Annotated in this window: 13 protein-coding genes; 8 read left to right on the plus strand and 5 right to left on the minus strand. The window is 48.8% G+C overall.

The genetic code is table 11. From position 1 onward, the window contains the following. Positions 1–25: 25 nt before the first annotated feature. Entirely contained in the window at positions 26–1,180 is a 1,155-nt protein-coding gene (locus ACCI49_RS09700) for an SO2930 family diheme c-type cytochrome (RefSeq protein WP_371838761.1), read from the minus strand. Beyond that, a complete protein-coding gene (locus ACCI49_RS09705) occupies positions 1,173–2,483 on the minus strand; it encodes a parallel beta-helix domain-containing protein (RefSeq protein ID WP_371838762.1) in 1,311 nt (436 codons plus the stop codon). The genes ACCI49_RS09700 and ACCI49_RS09705 overlap by 8 nt, the downstream gene beginning before the upstream one ends. A 237-nt stretch (positions 2,484–2,720) precedes the next feature. Between ACCI49_RS09705 and ACCI49_RS09710 the strand changes: the two genes are divergently transcribed. Continuing rightward, positions 2,721–3,203, plus strand: a complete 483-nt coding sequence (locus ACCI49_RS09710; RefSeq protein WP_371838763.1) for a hypothetical protein — start codon at positions 2,721–2,723, stop codon at positions 3,201–3,203. Positions 3,204–3,259: 56 nt separating this feature from the next. On the opposite strand, the gene ACCI49_RS09715 is transcribed toward ACCI49_RS09710, so the two are convergent. From ACCI49_RS09715 to ACCI49_RS09725, 3 genes are all read right to left on the minus strand, one after another. Continuing rightward, the gene (locus ACCI49_RS09715) at positions 3,260–4,156 is read right to left on the minus strand and encodes an alpha/beta hydrolase (protein ID WP_371838764.1); all 897 of its coding nucleotides are present in this window, start codon (positions 4,154–4,156) and stop codon (positions 3,260–3,262) included. A 169-nt stretch (positions 4,157–4,325) separates the two neighbouring features. Beyond that, positions 4,326–4,922 (minus strand): Yip1 family protein, encoded by a 597-nt coding sequence (locus ACCI49_RS09720; protein WP_371838765.1) that lies wholly within the window; start codon positions 4,920–4,922, stop codon positions 4,326–4,328. Between the two features lie 369 nt (positions 4,923–5,291). Next, positions 5,292–6,356 (minus strand): branched-chain amino acid aminotransferase, encoded by a 1,065-nt coding sequence (locus ACCI49_RS09725; RefSeq protein ID WP_371838766.1) that lies wholly within the window; start codon positions 6,354–6,356, stop codon positions 5,292–5,294. Positions 6,357–6,964: 608 nt separating this feature from the next. Between ACCI49_RS09725 and ACCI49_RS09730 the strand changes: the two genes are divergently transcribed. From ACCI49_RS09730 to ACCI49_RS09760, 7 genes are all read left to right on the plus strand, one after another. Next, positions 6,965–8,263 (plus strand): hypothetical protein, encoded by a 1,299-nt coding sequence (locus ACCI49_RS09730; RefSeq protein WP_371838767.1) that lies wholly within the window; start codon positions 6,965–6,967, stop codon positions 8,261–8,263. A gap of 168 nt (positions 8,264–8,431) precedes the next feature. After that, on the plus strand, positions 8,432–9,577 hold the full coding sequence (locus tag ACCI49_RS09735; protein ID WP_371838768.1) for a hypothetical protein: 1,146 nt from the start codon (positions 8,432–8,434) through the stop codon (positions 9,575–9,577). Between the two features lie 17 nt (positions 9,578–9,594). Beyond that, positions 9,595–10,824 carry a hypothetical protein gene (locus ACCI49_RS09740; protein ID WP_371838769.1) on the plus strand — a complete coding sequence of 410 codons (1,230 nt, stop codon included), beginning with the start codon at positions 9,595–9,597 and terminating at the stop codon, positions 10,822–10,824. A 96-nt stretch (positions 10,825–10,920) separates the two neighbouring features. After that, positions 10,921–12,471 (plus strand): tetratricopeptide repeat protein, encoded by a 1,551-nt coding sequence (locus ACCI49_RS09745; RefSeq protein WP_371838770.1) that lies wholly within the window; start codon positions 10,921–10,923, stop codon positions 12,469–12,471. A gap of 406 nt (positions 12,472–12,877) precedes the next feature. Next, on the plus strand, positions 12,878–14,968 hold the full coding sequence (locus ACCI49_RS09750) for an SUMF1/EgtB/PvdO family nonheme iron enzyme (protein WP_371838771.1): 2,091 nt from the start codon (positions 12,878–12,880) through the stop codon (positions 14,966–14,968). A gap of 9 nt (positions 14,969–14,977) precedes the next feature. After that, positions 14,978–15,190: a hypothetical protein gene (locus ACCI49_RS09755; RefSeq protein WP_371838772.1), complete on the plus strand. Its 213-nt coding sequence runs from the start codon at positions 14,978–14,980 to the stop codon at positions 15,188–15,190. A gap of 24 nt (positions 15,191–15,214) precedes the next feature. Next, positions 15,215–16,009 (plus strand): MotA/TolQ/ExbB proton channel family protein, encoded by a 795-nt coding sequence (locus ACCI49_RS09760; protein ID WP_371838773.1) that lies wholly within the window; start codon positions 15,215–15,217, stop codon positions 16,007–16,009. The last annotated feature ends 32 nt before the right edge of the window (positions 16,010–16,041 follow it).

Below are 16,041 nucleotides of genomic sequence, written 5' to 3' on the forward strand. Positions count from 1 at the left end.
CACTGAGGTCCCCCATACGAGGGCTTCAAGTGCAAGTCCCCGGCATCGCCGACACCCATTGACGCAGCAACTCAACGCCCTCTTCATGTACTAGGCCACGCCCCAGTTCCGGCATCATGGCTCCAGGGTCTACAGACTCCACACGGAAATTCAAAATTGAATGATCCGGTTCGCCGGGCACTATAGAAAACAGGCGTTCACCACTACCTGTACCCGCTGCCACAGGCGGCTTACACACCCCCAGCCTACGCAAATCGGTCTCGCTATGATTAAGCATTAAGCCGGACGTGTCAGCCGCACCGGCGGGGTTATGACAGTGACCGCAATTGATATCCAGGTATGCCCTAGCCCGTGCCTCCAGGGGCAAGCTGGCATCGGAGAATTTAGCCTGGCTCGGTAATATTTCATTCTCTGGAACATCGCTCAGATAGCCTATCTTCTGCCAGTACTCCAGCTGGTTTTCTGCGCCACTACGATAGGGGTAATCTCGATTCAGGTGTCGTGCCCTGGGCCCTAGAGGTGAAATTTCTTTGCCAGTAAAGTTATCCGCATGACACCCAGCACACTGGTTGGCGTCGGGCACAACATAGGTAAATTCTGACACATTTCCCGCTTTCTTTTTAAGTTGCAAGCGACTGGTATCACCGGCAATTTCAAAGACAGCTTCTGTCTGTGCCTCATTCCACACGTAGGGAATCGCTTGCCAGCCATCCTCACGCTTAACCAAAAGACGGGTTTCCATCAGGCGCACCCGCTTCATGTCCAAGGCCTCCCCTGCACGCCCCTCAGCATAATCGTTGGCAAAATTGTCGGTGCGCAGAACCGTCTCACCTTCGCCCCTAGGGTAATAAAAGGTTTTGGTTAAAACCGTACCTACGGGATAATTGAATTGCTCTTCGTCATACTGAGCTGAAGTACCAGTGGGCATCCACACCGTACGTAATTTGTGAGCGTAATCGGTAAAAAGTGCCGTATTAAGGTCATAAGGCACCACCCCGCTATTTGGAGTGAGTGCGCCATTGATAATATTCACCAGGTTCCAGTCACTCAGTCTCTCCGGTATCGCATTCTCAGTAAATACGACAACTTGTGAACGCGGTTTATCACAACCACTTAATGCGGACATCACTACACCTACCGCGAGTAATGCAGATCCTCCCCAAGATATCCAATTATCCATTTGCGCCCTCTAATACCGCTAGGTGGCTACTTGTCTTCCCTTCATTTGCTGGTTGATCAAACTCCAAAACAATCTGAGGCAGCTTTTTTAGTTGACACTTATGCGCCGAAATATCAGTCGAGATATTTTGATAATCATTGAGGAAATCCACATTGACGATACCTGCATCGGCATTATCGATGCACAACTTCAGGCTGTCTGGTAATTCACCGTCAACCAGTTTATCCCGATCAACAACACCATCCCACAACACATCCGGAATACTACCCCCCAACCCAAAACGTGCCAGCTTCAGTGCTTTCAACTCCAAGTGATCGGGGGACTCCCCCCCTCCAGTGAAGTGATTGTCATAGATATAAATGCCCTCTGGATAAGGGTCAAAATCCTTCTGTGTAGACTTATCGCTATAATAACCGGCGGTAAAGTAGCTGCTGACGATGATATTAGCGGTATCATTATCCGCTATGTCATTATTAAAAATCTCTACATTGTCATTGGAGTTAATTACTATCCCGGAACCGGCAGGGACAGCAGCTACTGGTGTTCCCTCATGACCGAAATTTGCTACATTATTTTTAAAAATATTATTTCTATAAATACGAGTGCCATGTCCAGGCTGGGGCAGATTTGGCATATTAAAAACCAAAATACCTCCCGTATTATTGGTCGCCACATTGTCGTACACATCGGCACCAATAGTATTCTCTACCTCTATACCAGCCACATTAAATTCAGCGTGATTATTGCGTACAATTACATTACGTGATTGCCCTACATAGATCCCCGCATCTGACGCACCTATGGCAATTGAACCCTCTACAAGGGTATTTTTTGTCTGCACCGGATAAATACCATAGGCTCCATTTTCAGTGTCTGGACCATTAGTCCACTCGACCCGAATGTTACGGATAATGATATTCTCTCCTTCATTGACTTTCAGAGCATCACCGACGGTGTCTTCTATCGCTAGGTTTTCAATAGTGAAATCACTGGCATTGACTAGTAACCCCTCAGCTCCTTGTATTTGCCCCTTAAATGACAATATCGATTTATCCATACCCGCACCACGAATAGTTACACCATCAACATTCAGTGAGAGGCTGCGATTTATTTGAAATTCTCCTTCCGGGATCAATACAACATCGCCAGGCTTGGCGGAGATCAGCTTTCTGAGTAGCTGTTTCTGGAAATCAGAGTTGGCTTTAACGTCAAGCGCATTTTTCTGTACCGATTGATCACCTGGAGAGCATGCCGAGGCAAGCATCACCGCCATAGCTACTCCCATGTGGGTTAATGACTTCATGGTTTCTCCATTATTTGAATTATTGTTAATTGCTGCTTGGGTCAGCCATTAATAAGTACGACTGTACCAACTAAATTGCGTAAAATAACGCTTATAGGCAACTCTACCGATAGTATCCAAGCCCATCCTTCGCTTCAAGACACTATTATTAATTAATCGATAAATCATGTCGGCGCCACACTAGATAATTCTCCAGCACTAACCCTTAACGCAAGTAACTCAGGAATAATTAATTCGATGAAAATTAGAATAGCGCTCCTGATTTCCATCAGCTTATTGGGCAACAGCACCCTCGCAGAGCAATCTCTCAATGTGGAAATCGTGACACCTGCCGGCGAGATCTTCCAAACAAAGCAGGTATTAGGCGATAAGCTTAAAGAAAGCATCCCAATAATATCCGTAAAAGCAGCCGCGAGAGAGTATCAAGCAATTCGATGTAATGGTCCTTGGGGAGCGATGAAGTATAAAGTGATGTTATCCAGTGGTCCGGGAATAGAGATTTACAAGAAGAAAGATAAAATAGCCCTTCAAGTTATTGAATATTCAGTAATCAGCAAAGATTTGACAATAGCAAGCATGGACATCCACTGTATTGATACTGAACCCACACAAGTCCTTAACGCCATTGAAGAAATTGATTTTATAGGATATATTGAAAAGCAGGAAAAAATAGAATTGAGCAATGGCTACATTATCGAGTACCACTATACACCAGAGTGATCCACCAAAAAGCCAACCTAATTATTCAAAAATCTACCTACCTGAAAATAAGTTTCTTAACACTCATCTTTTACCAAGTCCTCCATATTTAAAAATCCATGTATCATATCTGGGAAGTGAAAATTCTCCGAGCGAACCCCAATATTTTTTACCGCCTGATGATAAAACATACCCTCATCTCGCAGGGAGCAAAATTCGGCCGTTATGACTAAAGTCTCCGGTAGCCCTTCGGAAAACCCCATATACAAGGGAGATGCCGATTTCCTACATTGCCCATCCTTAAAGTACTGCTCATAAAACCAGATACACTTATCAAGCTCAATATAATAACCGACACCATTTTCCTTATATGAATCACCACTCGCGGTATAGTCAACACAAGGATAGATTAGGGTCTGCTTGGATATAGTAATACCCCGGTCATATTGAGCAAGATGCGATACTGACGCGGATAAAGCGCCACCTGCAGAGTCGCCGGCAACCGACAACTTTCGCTGATATTTGACTGCCTTTCTATCCAGGGTTTCCCATACCCCACGCGCAACAGCACACGAATCATCCACCGCCGCAGGATAAGGATTTTCTGGAGCGAGCCGATATTCTGGTGCCACCACAACATGTTGTGTAGCTAGGGCAAACTTTCGGCATATTGGATCATAATTTTCTACACTTCCAGCAACATGCCCACCACCATGAAAATATAAGAGCATAGGCAGTTTCTTATCTGGCGCCGGGTTAAAAACTCTGATAGGCACATTATAGCCAGCGGCATAAACCACCTCATCAAATACGGTATCCACCTCTGGAATATCAGAAATATAATTCCTGATCATTTTTCCAGACATCTCACGAGAATTAATTACACTAAACTTGAACCCATGAGCAGTTTGCGCCGTCATGCCTTCATTGATTTTCTCAAGGAAAGAAACCAGTTTTGCGCTTACTTTTTTCAAAGGGTTGCTCTCTCAGGAAAATTCAAAGCACTCACAAAAGTCACGAATAGGCAAATCCAACTCAGCCAGAGCCAAAAAAGAAAACACAGAAAAATATCTGGTTGACCTGTTGAGGAGAGCCAGTTTAGCGATTAACTGCAAACTGGCTATTTGACGGACAACTCTTATTTTAGTGGAAAACCGGTTCGGAAACATAGCTCCAGAAAAGTACCGTACCCACCATAATTAGCACAGCCATCACCAAGGAGACAGTAATAATGGCACTGGAAAAAAGAAATCCACGCTCTTCCGAGACTCCCATAACAATGGGAATTCCCAAATACAATAAATAAACGGCATAGGCCACCGCTACGGTGGCCAGGAAGATATCTAACCACAGTAGAGGATAAATACCCGCGATACCGACTAAAAAAATCGGTGTGGCGGTAAATCCAGCAATAACAACGCCCTTCAATGGATGTGTTTCAGCCCCATAAGTCTTGGCCATCCAATGAATAAAGTAACCAATTGCAACAACCGTTAGCACCATGGTGCAGTAAAAAACTGCGACTAACTCCAGTGCACTTTGTCCGGTAATTTTTACCGGATCACCGCTACCAATACTCCAACCAACTTGTGTCGTCCCAAAATACCATGCCACCGCAGGAAACAGCGCCAGGATTACTACATAGGGGATCTGTCGGCGTAAATTTTTTTCGGAGAGGCTACTGATCAGCTCCCACTGCCTGCGGGGCTGTACCATAAGGCCGAACATATGGATCAACATTCCGTTTTCCTCACGTTCTGTAAGGAACTCCGAGTGCGACCTTTTCGCTCAATTTGATCTTGGAACTGCTGGTCAAAATGAGGGGCACCACTATAAGGCCATCCTCTAAGCTCCAGTTCATTTCTTCTTGTATCGTTCTATTTGTAGGAGCTTCAGTCGTTCAAGTCAACAAGGGGGGGCTAATTGGCGGAAATGCCTACATAAGCGTTTCTCGTGGAAACACTCAATGGTGCGAAATTGATACAAATTAACCCGGCAAGTAAATGGAGTGTATAAATAGAAGGAGGATGAATTAGTGCAAAAAAAATCTGTTACCGCTTTTTCTCAGGTAGCTGGCAGCGAGATAACAGCCAACTACCAGAGAAGACTTCAGACCTCTACGGTTTCAACAGAAAGCATCCAATTAAAGTGATCCTCTACCCGCCCTTCCTGAATATCTAAAAGTGCCTGGCGTAAGTGTTGAGCCACAGGACCAGGTACCTGGGACAGCTTATAGCTACCACCGTCATCACCGATTACGCTGATGGGGCTAATTATCGCGGCGGTGCCACAGGCAAATGCCTCGGTGCAGGTACCAGAGGCCACCTGCCCTAGAAGCTCATCAATATGAATCGTACCTTCAACGACCTTGTATCCGAGATTTCTTGCCAGGTCGATTAAGGAGAAGCGGGTAATCCCCTCAAGGATTGAACCGTTGAGGGCCGGAGTGTGGAGCGCACCGTCAATTACGGCAAAGAAATTCATGCCGGAAAGCTCATCCACACTACTTCGGTCTGCGGGGTTGAGCCATAGAGATTGATCGTATCCGCGCTCTTTGAGGCGACCAATACTTAACAGAGAACCCGCATAGTTACCACCAACCTTTGCGTCTCCAGTGCCTCCCACCGCAGCTCGGGCATCCTCCCGCTCAACCCATAAGCGCATATTGCCTGAATGGTAGGCTTCAGAAGGGCTGGCGATCACGTAGAATTCATAGGAAGTACTGGCGGACACAGTCAGATCGGCCTGGGTACCGATTAAGAAAGGACGCAAATAGAGGGATTCACCACTATTGCCTGGCACCAAATTTGCGCAGTAGGCGGCAACTGTACGCACACCATCGAGGAACAGGGACTCAGGGACAGGCGGCATGCATAGGCGTTTAGCGGAATAGGCCATACGCTCGGCATTCTTCTCAGGGCGGAACAAGGCGATTCCTTCCCCCGTACGATAAGCTTTCATACCCTCAAAACACGACTGAGCGTAGTGCAGCACCTTGGCCGCAGGATCCACAGAAAGCGGCTCATAGGGGATCAGCTCTCCATTGCTCCAGCAGCCATCTTGACAAACAGCGCGAAACATGACAGGCGCCATTGCCGTCCCGAATCCCAGCCTCTCGGGCATTTCATATCCACGCAGGCTCAAAGCCACGGCGGGGTCGATATAGATGCTCACTGACTCTCTCCTCTCACTCCAATCGGCTGATTATGGCGCCTGTTACGCCACAATCCAAATATGACGCCCACTAGTCTACTAGTGGCAGCAATTTTTCCCCAATTTAGGAGCAACTTTTAGGATGATGGTCCAGGCCGCACCCAACCAAAGCTGACCTTACAAAACCTCGCAGTGCTTTTAACAATGCCACAGACAGCCACCAAAATAATCTCATTAAACTTTTGGCACCTGCTTGCCGACCTTGAGCTCTGATATCCGCCCCCGACTGCTAAACCAAAAGGGTGGTCGCGGGCATGCCGGCAAAGCGAAAGCCGGTTGGTTGAAGTCTCCGTCACTGTCCCCCTGATAACAGATTGTGCTGCCTATACTGTTTAATACGCAGCCAGGAGCGCAAGTATAAGCATCCGGATGCGCATTCTCTGAAGGCTCCTAAGAGCGTACTTATCGCCAGCCCTCAAGATGAACAGAACCACATTTCAGGAGAGAGCTTCCGCCATAGTGCCCTAATCAGGCTTAGAGGTGGAAACGAGACCCACACCCTCTGCGTAAAAGCTCAGGCTCATTTCGCAGTCGTGGGTAAAGCAAATCGTAATGGAAGTGGTTCAATCGTGACACAGATAGATACCAGCAAATCCCTTGCTATCGGCTTGATGTTTACAGCCACAGCACTGCTGTGTAACAGCGCCATCGCTACAGATGGCGCACCTGTGAGCCAGAACTCAAAAGCCCCACCCAAAGCATTTATTGAAGCTGCCTCCAAACCCTTACAGAAAAATCGAAGACAGTTACGTCCCTCGGAGGCGGTGGAGCATTATCGAGAACGTATCGAGGAACTGGAAGCACAACACGGCGCCTACGGAGCGGGTATTGATGAGCAATTACTTGGATTGGCCACTGCCCTACAAAAATCAGGTTCACACAAAGAAGCTGCCAGTGAATTTCGTCGAGCAATGCTGATAAACAGGGTCAACGAGGGACTTTATTCCCTCAACCAGATTCCCATGATTGAACGGCTGATAGAGAGCCAAATCGCTCTAAATCAGTGGGAAGAAGCCAATGACAACCAGCAATATCTCTACTGGCTCTATGAAAAAAATTACGGTGAAAAAGATCCGAGGATGTTGCCAGTCATCAATAATTTGAGCCGCTGGCACCTGCAGGCCTATATTGAAGAAAAAGGCGAAACTCTCGTCGAGCACCTAATCAGTGCGACCAAGCTATATACCCTGGCGGTCGACATTATTACCAAGAATTTCGGTTCTAACGACCTTCGCTTAGTTGATGCACTACGCGGCCTCAAAGCCACCAACTACTACCTGGCCACCTACAAAGGTGAGCCTCAGGCACCGATAGTCGTCAATACCAGTTTTGGCGTTAGCGGGCCCGATACCCACCAGCGCAACAAGGTGGATCACTATCGGATGAAAAGTTTCAATACCGGTAAAAAAGCCATCACCCGTATTGTCGACGTGTACCAGAGAAACCCTCAATCCCCGCCAGCAGCCTCCGCCCGGGCCAAAGTGGAGCTTGGCGACTGGTACATGATGTTCAACAAATGGCACTCCGCACGCCAGACATACGGTGAAGCTTACCAAGCCCTATGGGATAACGGTGCCTCCAACGATGAAATCGAAGATATTTTTGGTCGCCCCGTTGCCCTACCAGCACTGCCATTACTGGATTCAGACAGCAAAACATTGGCCAACTCGCACATTACAGTTTCCTACGATGTCACCGCCTTTGGCAAAGCGCGCAATATCAAAATATTAAGAGCATATCCATCCGATAGAACACGCATACGATCCAAGGTTCGCAATATTTTAAAGCGCGCCAAATTCCGCCCACGTTTTGAAGATGGAGAGGCGGTGGAAACCCGCGGTATCGTGCAGCGCTTTGTCTTTGATTGAAGATTTCGCCGCATAGCGCTCTGCTGGAGGTGTGAAAAACGCACAAATAATCAAAAAACAACTATTTTTAAGGTTCTACACCACCCACTGATCGGAGTGGCAGAACACGGTAATTTTTTACCGGCTCGCCAGCCTGGGCACACTGCCAAGTACTTTAGGAGAAAACAGATGGCAACTCGGATAGCGGTACGGAAAGGTCGCCGCCAGCGTGTTGGCTGGCATACTCTGTTCTCTGTCGCCCTATTGGCCGTAGCGGTTGCCGGGTGTAAGAGCCAGCAGACACAATCCCAGCCCCCGGCAATGCCGTCGATGCCCTCTTCCAGCTCTCAGTCCCAATCGCAGTCGCAATCCCAGAGCCGCTCTTCATCCAGCAGCAGCTCACAGACACAAACTGCCAGTAATAGCAGCGGTGAGCCTCGCAGTAATTCTTCTAACCAGCCCAGTGCCAGCATGCCAACGGTTGAGCGACAAACTCAAGGCACTTCCAGTTCTCAGAAGCAGTCTTCCCGTGAGCGCTCGGCAGACAACAGTATGCCAGAGGCGGACTCCCGCAGCCGTTCATCCTCTCCTCCGGTATACAGTAATTCAGAACAATCTCCACAAAACCCAAATATGCCGCAAGACCCTTCGTCTGGTGAGGAAGGAACCCCACCGGAAGAGGTGGACTTTTCCGAAGAAGAACAAACAGCGTCTGCTTCTAACGCTTCATCCAGTAGCAGCGCTTCCAGTAATTCCTCCAACCCTGCCTCTTCAAATAGCGGTGCCAGCACCCCCACTACCGGGCAACCGGGCTCCAGCTCAGCAAGAGCAGGCAGTGCGCCAAATGAATCCCCTACTTCCGCTGCGGAACGTGTTGCTGAACTAGAGGGGCGGTTTGAATCCACCATGGTGAGTTACGACGGTATGATCTTGCGGGAGAGGGACTATGTGCGTAACAGGCCTGGTTCCACCTCGGACGAGGGTGACAAGGGAGCTATGGATGAGGCCCCTCAGGGGGAATCGCTCGAAGACCTCATCGAATCTGCAGAAGCAGAAATTCCCGCAGCGCCCGGCAGTAGCGCTCCTGCTGGTGGGGGGCCAAAGCAAAATAACTCCAGCGGCCAAGTTACCGGGCCCGGCCTACCTAGCAAGGGGCGACAAGGAGATTATAACCACAGTGGCACACAGGCAGTGGTCCCGGCCGATATCCCCAATGGTACAGACGACGACGTCGTGGCACGGCAGATCCGCGAGGCGGCGACACGGGAGAGCGACCCTGAGCTGCGGGAAAAACTTTGGGAAGAGTATCGAAAATATAAAAAATCGACGAAGTAGTTAGAGAGGATGCCTGTATGTCATTTTCTAACCGAATCAATTACAACGGCAGTCCCCTGTCAGCGTGTTTTGTTGTTTCATTACTGTGTTCAATAGCTGCTCTATTTTTCAGCGGCTGCACGACTACAGAAGTGCGAACCACTGCATTTACCCCCCTCACCATAGAGGATAAAAATATTGCCGAAGAGCGACTGCTGGATGTAGGTGTTATCCAATTTAATCCTGGCCTGGACAATGCCGAGGTCGACGAAGATACCCTGGTTTTTCCCGAATTGCGCCAAGCGGAATCACGCTATATGGCGGTAACGCTGGCGGACTCTTTGCAATCGAGCCTGGGTTGGGGAGCCGTACGAGTTATACCCTCTACTCGCACCAACATTGACGTAACCGTCTCAGGTCGAATCATTCAGTCGGATGGTGAAACCTTGACTGTTGAGATTACTGTTGCGGATTCCCGTGGCCAGCGCTGGTTTACCAAGGAATATTCCGAAAACGCCTCTCACTACGCCTACGATCGCAAGCACCCCACCGAGGGGGATGCATTTCAGGGTATCTACAACCGCGTTGCCAACGATATGTTGGAATATCGTCAAACACTCTCAAATCAGCAGATCGTAGAAATTCGCACCATCTCCGAGATGCGCTTTGCCCGTAGCTTTTCCCCTGAAGCTTTTGACCGATACTTGCATCAAACAGAGAACGGCATCTTTTTCCTGAGTGCCCTACCTGCAGAAAACGATCCTATGCTGATAAGAGTGCGCAAAATCCGCGAACGGGATTACCTGTTTGTGGACACCCTTCAGGAATATTACGGCACATTTGCAAAAACCATGGAGGTTCCCTATCAGGAATGGCGTGCGCGTAGTTACGAAGAGGTGCGGGAAATGCGCGAATTAAAGCGTAAGGCTCGCAATCACACCATTATGGGAGCCGCCGCTATTATCGGCGGTATCGCCGCTGCGGGAGCCGGCGGTGGCAGTGCACAGGCCGCCGGTCAAGTTGGTATTGGCGCAGGTGGCTACCTTATCAAAAGTGCTTTTGATCGGCGTGCAGATGCCAAAATGCACTTGGAGGCCCTGCAAGAACTCGGTGATTCAATGGAAGCCGAGGTCGAGCCACAGATTGTCGAGCTTGAGGACCGCACTGTCACCCTCAAGGGGTCGGTAGAAAACCAGTATCGACAGTGGCGCGAAATTCTAAAGGAAATCTACGAAGCTGAGACCGGTTCATCTAACAACAGCATTTAATAGGACATGGAGTTCTTATTAAGGTACGAATTACCAACCTGACGTTAAAACACCCAACATCTTCACTGGGTACTTGAATAATACGGCGGAATCACTATGCAGCACCGCAATAACGCCAAGGAAGATATATCCCCAATTAAGCCCGCTGAGTTCACCTTTGGCGGTGAGGAAGCTCGTACCTCAAAATCTACAGGCGCCATCTCCGGTAAAACCAGAAAGGAAAAACCTTTTGGGGCGGTGATGGTTGGCCTAGCTATGTTGAGTGGTCTTATCGGCGTCTTTTGGGGACTGCCACAGATGGTGGATAAACCCCTGATTCATTCAGCCCAAACTGATGTGACGCCGACAAATGATTATCCAGATAGTATTATCCAGGCATCCCCTTACACCGATGCCGAAATTATGCAACAACGCAGGGATGTCCAGAACATTCTGCAGGAAATTCTCTCGCTTAAGGAGGAATTAAAGGAACGAAAAGTAGAGTTGTGGGCGTTTGAGGAATTCTATGCTGCGGAAGATTTGGCACTGGCAGCGGACAATATCTATCGAAAGCGACATTTTATGCAGGCGCTGGAGAAATACGAAGAATCCCTGGAGGCACTGGAAAACTTGCGTGACGGTATTCCACAGCGTATTGAAATACACCTCGCTGAAGGCAACCGAGCACTGGAAAAAGGTGAACGGGATTCTGCAGCAGCAGCCTACGGAATGGTTCTCACTATCTCAGAAAAACATCCCAGAGGCGAAAAGGGGCTGGAGCGCTCAGACAAACTTCCCCTTGCCTGGTGGAAATTTACCCAAGGAAACGGCGCTTACCTGAAAGCGGATCTCGACCTTGCCAAAAAAGCCCTAAAAGAGTCACTCGCTATAGATCCACAATCCATGCAGGCAAAAGCTTTGCTGGCCAAAGTGGAAAAAGAAATCATAGCGCGTGATTACCAAAGTGCCATGTCAGCTGGGTATGCCGCCATCGCGGACAAAAATTTCGAGTCTGCAAAAAAATACTTCAATCAAGCAAAGAAGCTAAAACCAGGTGCCAAAGCTCCTGGCATTGGTTTGAAACAAGCCGTCAATGGCGCTGAGCGGGCCAAGATTGACGAACTTCTTAGCTTGGCTCGGAAACAGGAAAAAAAGGAGGACTGGCACGATGCCCTACACAGCTATACTACTTTGGTGAAAAAAGATGCCAGTTTAGTTGCCGCAGTAACAGGAAAAGCCCGCGCTACGGCCAGAGCACAGCTTGATGATCAGATACAAGACCTGCTCAAGGACCCATTGACTCTGGGCGAAGGTAAACGCAACCACTTTGCCAGAAAGGTTCTGGCCGATGCGCGGAAACTCAATACTCAATCACCGCGCTTGGCGCAGCAAATCGAAGACTTGGAGAATGCCCTCACCCAGGCTTTGATCCCTCTTCCCGTACGCTTCAAGTCTGACCGTAGTACCAGTGTCACTATCTACCATGTCGGACGATTGGGTAATTTCGATAAGCGAGAAATTGCCTTAAAGCCCGGCCGCTACACAGTCGTTGGCACACGGGAGGGCTACCGGGATGTACGCCGAGATTTCATCGTAAAGCCAGGAAAAGCCATCCCCGAGGTTGTGATCCAGTGTGCAGAGAAAATAAACGGCGTTAATAACAGCTAATTCAAAGAACCTCTACCGTCTCCAAAACTCTAAAAAAGAGTTTTCGCAGTGGGGCCATACCTGAATAGAATCACCTGACTCAACCTCAGGATAAGTAGTGTTCTGTGACAAACGGCTCTCCGTGGACCATAGCCTTTTCGCCGGCGAGCTAAGCTTTGTTGCACACACCACTCCAGCTTTATAGATTTACTAAAAAGGGGGAAAGAAAGAATACACTGCGCTCGGGACCGTATGAGGCATGGATGCCGATTACGAGCTTACAGGGATGTATTCACAGCCAGTCCCGAGCGCAGTGTATTCTTTCCTTCTGACCCAGTAGTACCAGTCCGGTTCAATATAGGACTGACCCAGCGGCACCGAAGTCATTGCGATAACTCCATAATGATGCAGCAACAGGGAAGCATAAATGACAGTAAAAGAGGCAGTGCCTGTCCGTGATGAAAATCGAGGGGCCGATGATTCCCCACTCATCGAACCTATAGGTTTTACCCCTGTACAGTTGAAGAATACCCGTGTCCGTTTATTTTTCTCAAGACGTTCGCTGGTTATCGCGGCCTGCCTGCTATTGAGCCTACTGGCATTGCTCTACCTGATTATCGCCCGCTCCCTGATCTTTGATACTCAACCCATCGATGCAAAAGTCACTATCAGTGGATTTGCCATTCCCCTAGGAGAGGGGCACCTCGTATTACCAGGTAGCTATAAATACACCATCAAAGCGGAAGGCTATCTGTCCAAAAGTGGGGCAGTGGAAGTGAGTAATGATGGCCATAGCCGCCACTCAGTCACCCTCGAAAAACTACCGGGCCACTTACAAGTGGAGACAGATCCGCCAGTACCAGTAAAAATTCTCATCAATGGCAGTGAAGTGCCAAATAAAAACGGTCTGGTAGAAAATATTTCCGCCGGACCTCGAAGAATTACGATTCTATCAGACAGGTACCTACCTTTTACCCGGGAAATTAATATTGAAGGGCTAGATAATATCCATCGTCTCCAAGCCAAGCTTCGCCCTGCTTGGGCTAATATACGAATCAATAGTAATCCTCCAGGCGCCACCGTGACGGTTAATGGTGAGGTCCTCGGTACCACACCACTCAACACCGAGTTGATTCAGGGAGACAGGGTCATCTCTCTCTCTCTTCTGGACCACAAGACTACTGATGTTTCTGTAGCCGTTACCGCCGGTGTAGACCAAACCCTGGCTACCGTAAACCTAGGTCCCGCAGATGGATTATTGCGAGTCGTCACAATTCCAGAAGGCGCGGGAGTAACCGTTGATGGAGAATTTCGCGGCCACACTCCTCTCGAGCTAGAACTCACATCGGGAGAAATTCATCGGTTACAGTTTTTTAAAGATGGTTATGCCTCTGTTGAACATACCGTTGATCTCGCAGCCGGCATGCAGCGCGACCTCAACATCAATCTTAATGCCGTATACGGTAGGGTACGTGTTATTAGCGTGCCAACCGATGCTGAGGTCTATATTGATGGACAGTTCGCCGGTAATAGCGGACAAACATTTAATTTACCCGCAAGAGGTCACCGCATCGAAGTACGCAAACGGGGGTATGAGTCATTCGATACCCGCGTAATTCCCAGCGCCAAGTTAGAGCAAACCGTGCGTGCGGTATTACTGACCAGTGAACAGGCACGGTGGAAACAAATTCCCTCTGAACTGCGCCACGGCGCCGGCGGCACAATGAAATTAATGCGCCCCAACGCAGTATTCACCATGGGCTCATCCCGTCGTGAGCAGGGGCGGCGCGCCAATGAGGTAATGCGACAGGTCTCCCTTACCCGACCTTTTTATATTGGCACCACTGAAGTCACCAATCGGGAATATCGCAGATTTCAGCGCGCGCATACCTCGAGCCATGTTAACGGAGTTAGCCTGGATAACGACAATTTACCCGTAGTCAACATAAGCTGGGCAGATGCCGCTCTCTTCTGCAACTGGCTAAGTCAACAAGACGGCCTGAACCCGGTATATTTGATCGAGCGTGGGCGCATAGTTGGGTTTGACTCTGCAGCAAATGGTTATCGTCTGCCAACTGAAGCTGAGTGGGCGTGGCTGGCTCGCTATGACCGGGGTTCCATGCGCAAGTATCCCTGGGGAAATGAGCTGCCAATCGGCAGCAATTCAGGAAATTACGCCGATAACCATGCAGCCAAACTGATATCGACTGTGCTGCGCACCTATAACGACCGCTACGCCGCAACCGCTCCTGTAGCTAGCTATAAGCCCAATCCGCTGGGCATTTACGACCTTGGTGGCAATGTATCCGAGTGGATACACGATCTCTACACCATTGGCACTGGCCTCTCATCACGTATGGAAGAAAACCCGGTAGGGCCGCAGGATGGTGACTACCATGTTATTCGCGGCTCCAGTTGGCGCCACTCGGGATTGACAGAATTGCGTTTATCTTACCGCGATTACGGTGAAGCACCACGTAACGATATCGGCTTCAGAATTGCTCGCTGGATAAATTAGGAAAGCCTCATGTACAGAATTACTTTAATTTTCATCCTTTTATTCTCTTCAGTCCCGCTTGCCCAGGAAGATCTGGATACGAAAAAGGAACCTGTTCCCCAGATTGCACAGAAAAAAACTGACGGAAAAAAAAACAAAAATAACAAAAGTAATTCCGACGATTATAAAGCCTCAGAGGAAATCTCTGAGGATCTATCGGTTTCCTATCCCGTGGACATATAGAGACAATTTCCCAAGAGCAACATCATGAAATTCAAATCAACAGATTTCATATTCCAGATTTTTGCACTGCTTGGTTCGATTATCCTGGTTCATGCCATTTATGTGGCTATTATTCGCCCTAACGCTGATGCTCTTATTGAGGAGCAACTGGCTCGAGAAGCTGCTGGGGAAACCTATATACAGCAGCGCTCCATCTACATTGTGATGCGAGATTATGAGCAGGAAGCCTGCTTTGTATTAATGCTCTGGGCCATGGCAATAATGGGGCTCAAAGCACAGCGCAGTATCCGTGAGAGGAAATTACTCGACAAAGCCTTGCTCAACATCAGTGAGGGCACATCAATACTGCCAGAGGACAGCCGCGACCTGTCTCGGCCAATACAGGCGCTCCCCGAGGAGGAGCGCAGCTTTCTGGTTCCCCGAGCCCTGCTCACCGCGCTTCAACGCTTTGGTTCTACTCGAAATGTCGCTGCAGTTTCCAACTCTGTAAAAGAGGTCTGTGAAACAGAGGGAGATCGTCTCGATTCAGAGTTGGCAATGGTTCGTTACATCACCTGGGCCATCCCTTCCATCGGCTTTATCGGCACCGTACGTGGTATTGGTGAGGCGCTCGCTCAGGCTCATAAGGCCGTCGAAGGGGATATTGCCGGAGTTACTGTAAGCCTGGGCGTAGCTTTTAACTCCACCTTTATAGCGCTGGTTATCAGTATCGTCATTATGTTTTTTACCCACCAACTGCAATTAATGCAGGAAAGGTTGGTATTGGACACACAAAATTACTGTGACAATCGCTTGCTTCGATTTTTGAAAATCAGCTAACTGCCAGTAAAAGTCAACATAGTGGCTTTTAG

The sequence above is a fragment of the Microbulbifer epialgicus genome (assembly GCF_041447265.1).
In the GTDB taxonomy this organism is placed as follows: Bacteria; Pseudomonadota; Gammaproteobacteria; order Pseudomonadales; family Cellvibrionaceae; genus Microbulbifer; species Microbulbifer epialgicus.

Coding starts and splice junctions, on each gene's coding strand:
- ACCI49_RS09710 (WP_371838763.1), top strand. CDS start 2,721: ATGAAAATTAGAATAGCGCTCCTGATTTCCATCAGCTTATTGGGCAAC.
- ACCI49_RS09720 (WP_371838765.1), bottom strand. CDS start 4,922: ATGTTGATCCATATGTTCGGCCTTATGGTACAGCCCCGCAGGCAGTGG.
- ACCI49_RS09750 (WP_371838771.1), top strand. CDS start 12,878: ATGACAGTAAAAGAGGCAGTGCCTGTCCGTGATGAAAATCGAGGGGCC.
- ACCI49_RS09740 (WP_371838769.1), top strand. CDS start 9,595: ATGTCATTTTCTAACCGAATCAATTACAACGGCAGTCCCCTGTCAGCG.
- ACCI49_RS09700 (WP_371838761.1), bottom strand. CDS start 1,180: ATGGATAATTGGATATCTTGGGGAGGATCTGCATTACTCGCGGTAGGT.
- ACCI49_RS09735 (WP_371838768.1), top strand. CDS start 8,432: ATGGCAACTCGGATAGCGGTACGGAAAGGTCGCCGCCAGCGTGTTGGC.
- ACCI49_RS09755 (WP_371838772.1), top strand. CDS start 14,978: ATGTACAGAATTACTTTAATTTTCATCCTTTTATTCTCTTCAGTCCCG.
- ACCI49_RS09705 (WP_371838762.1), bottom strand. CDS start 2,483: ATGAAGTCATTAACCCACATGGGAGTAGCTATGGCGGTGATGCTTGCC.
- ACCI49_RS09760 (WP_371838773.1), top strand. CDS start 15,215: ATGAAATTCAAATCAACAGATTTCATATTCCAGATTTTTGCACTGCTT.
- ACCI49_RS09745 (WP_371838770.1), top strand. CDS start 10,921: ATGCAGCACCGCAATAACGCCAAGGAAGATATATCCCCAATTAAGCCC.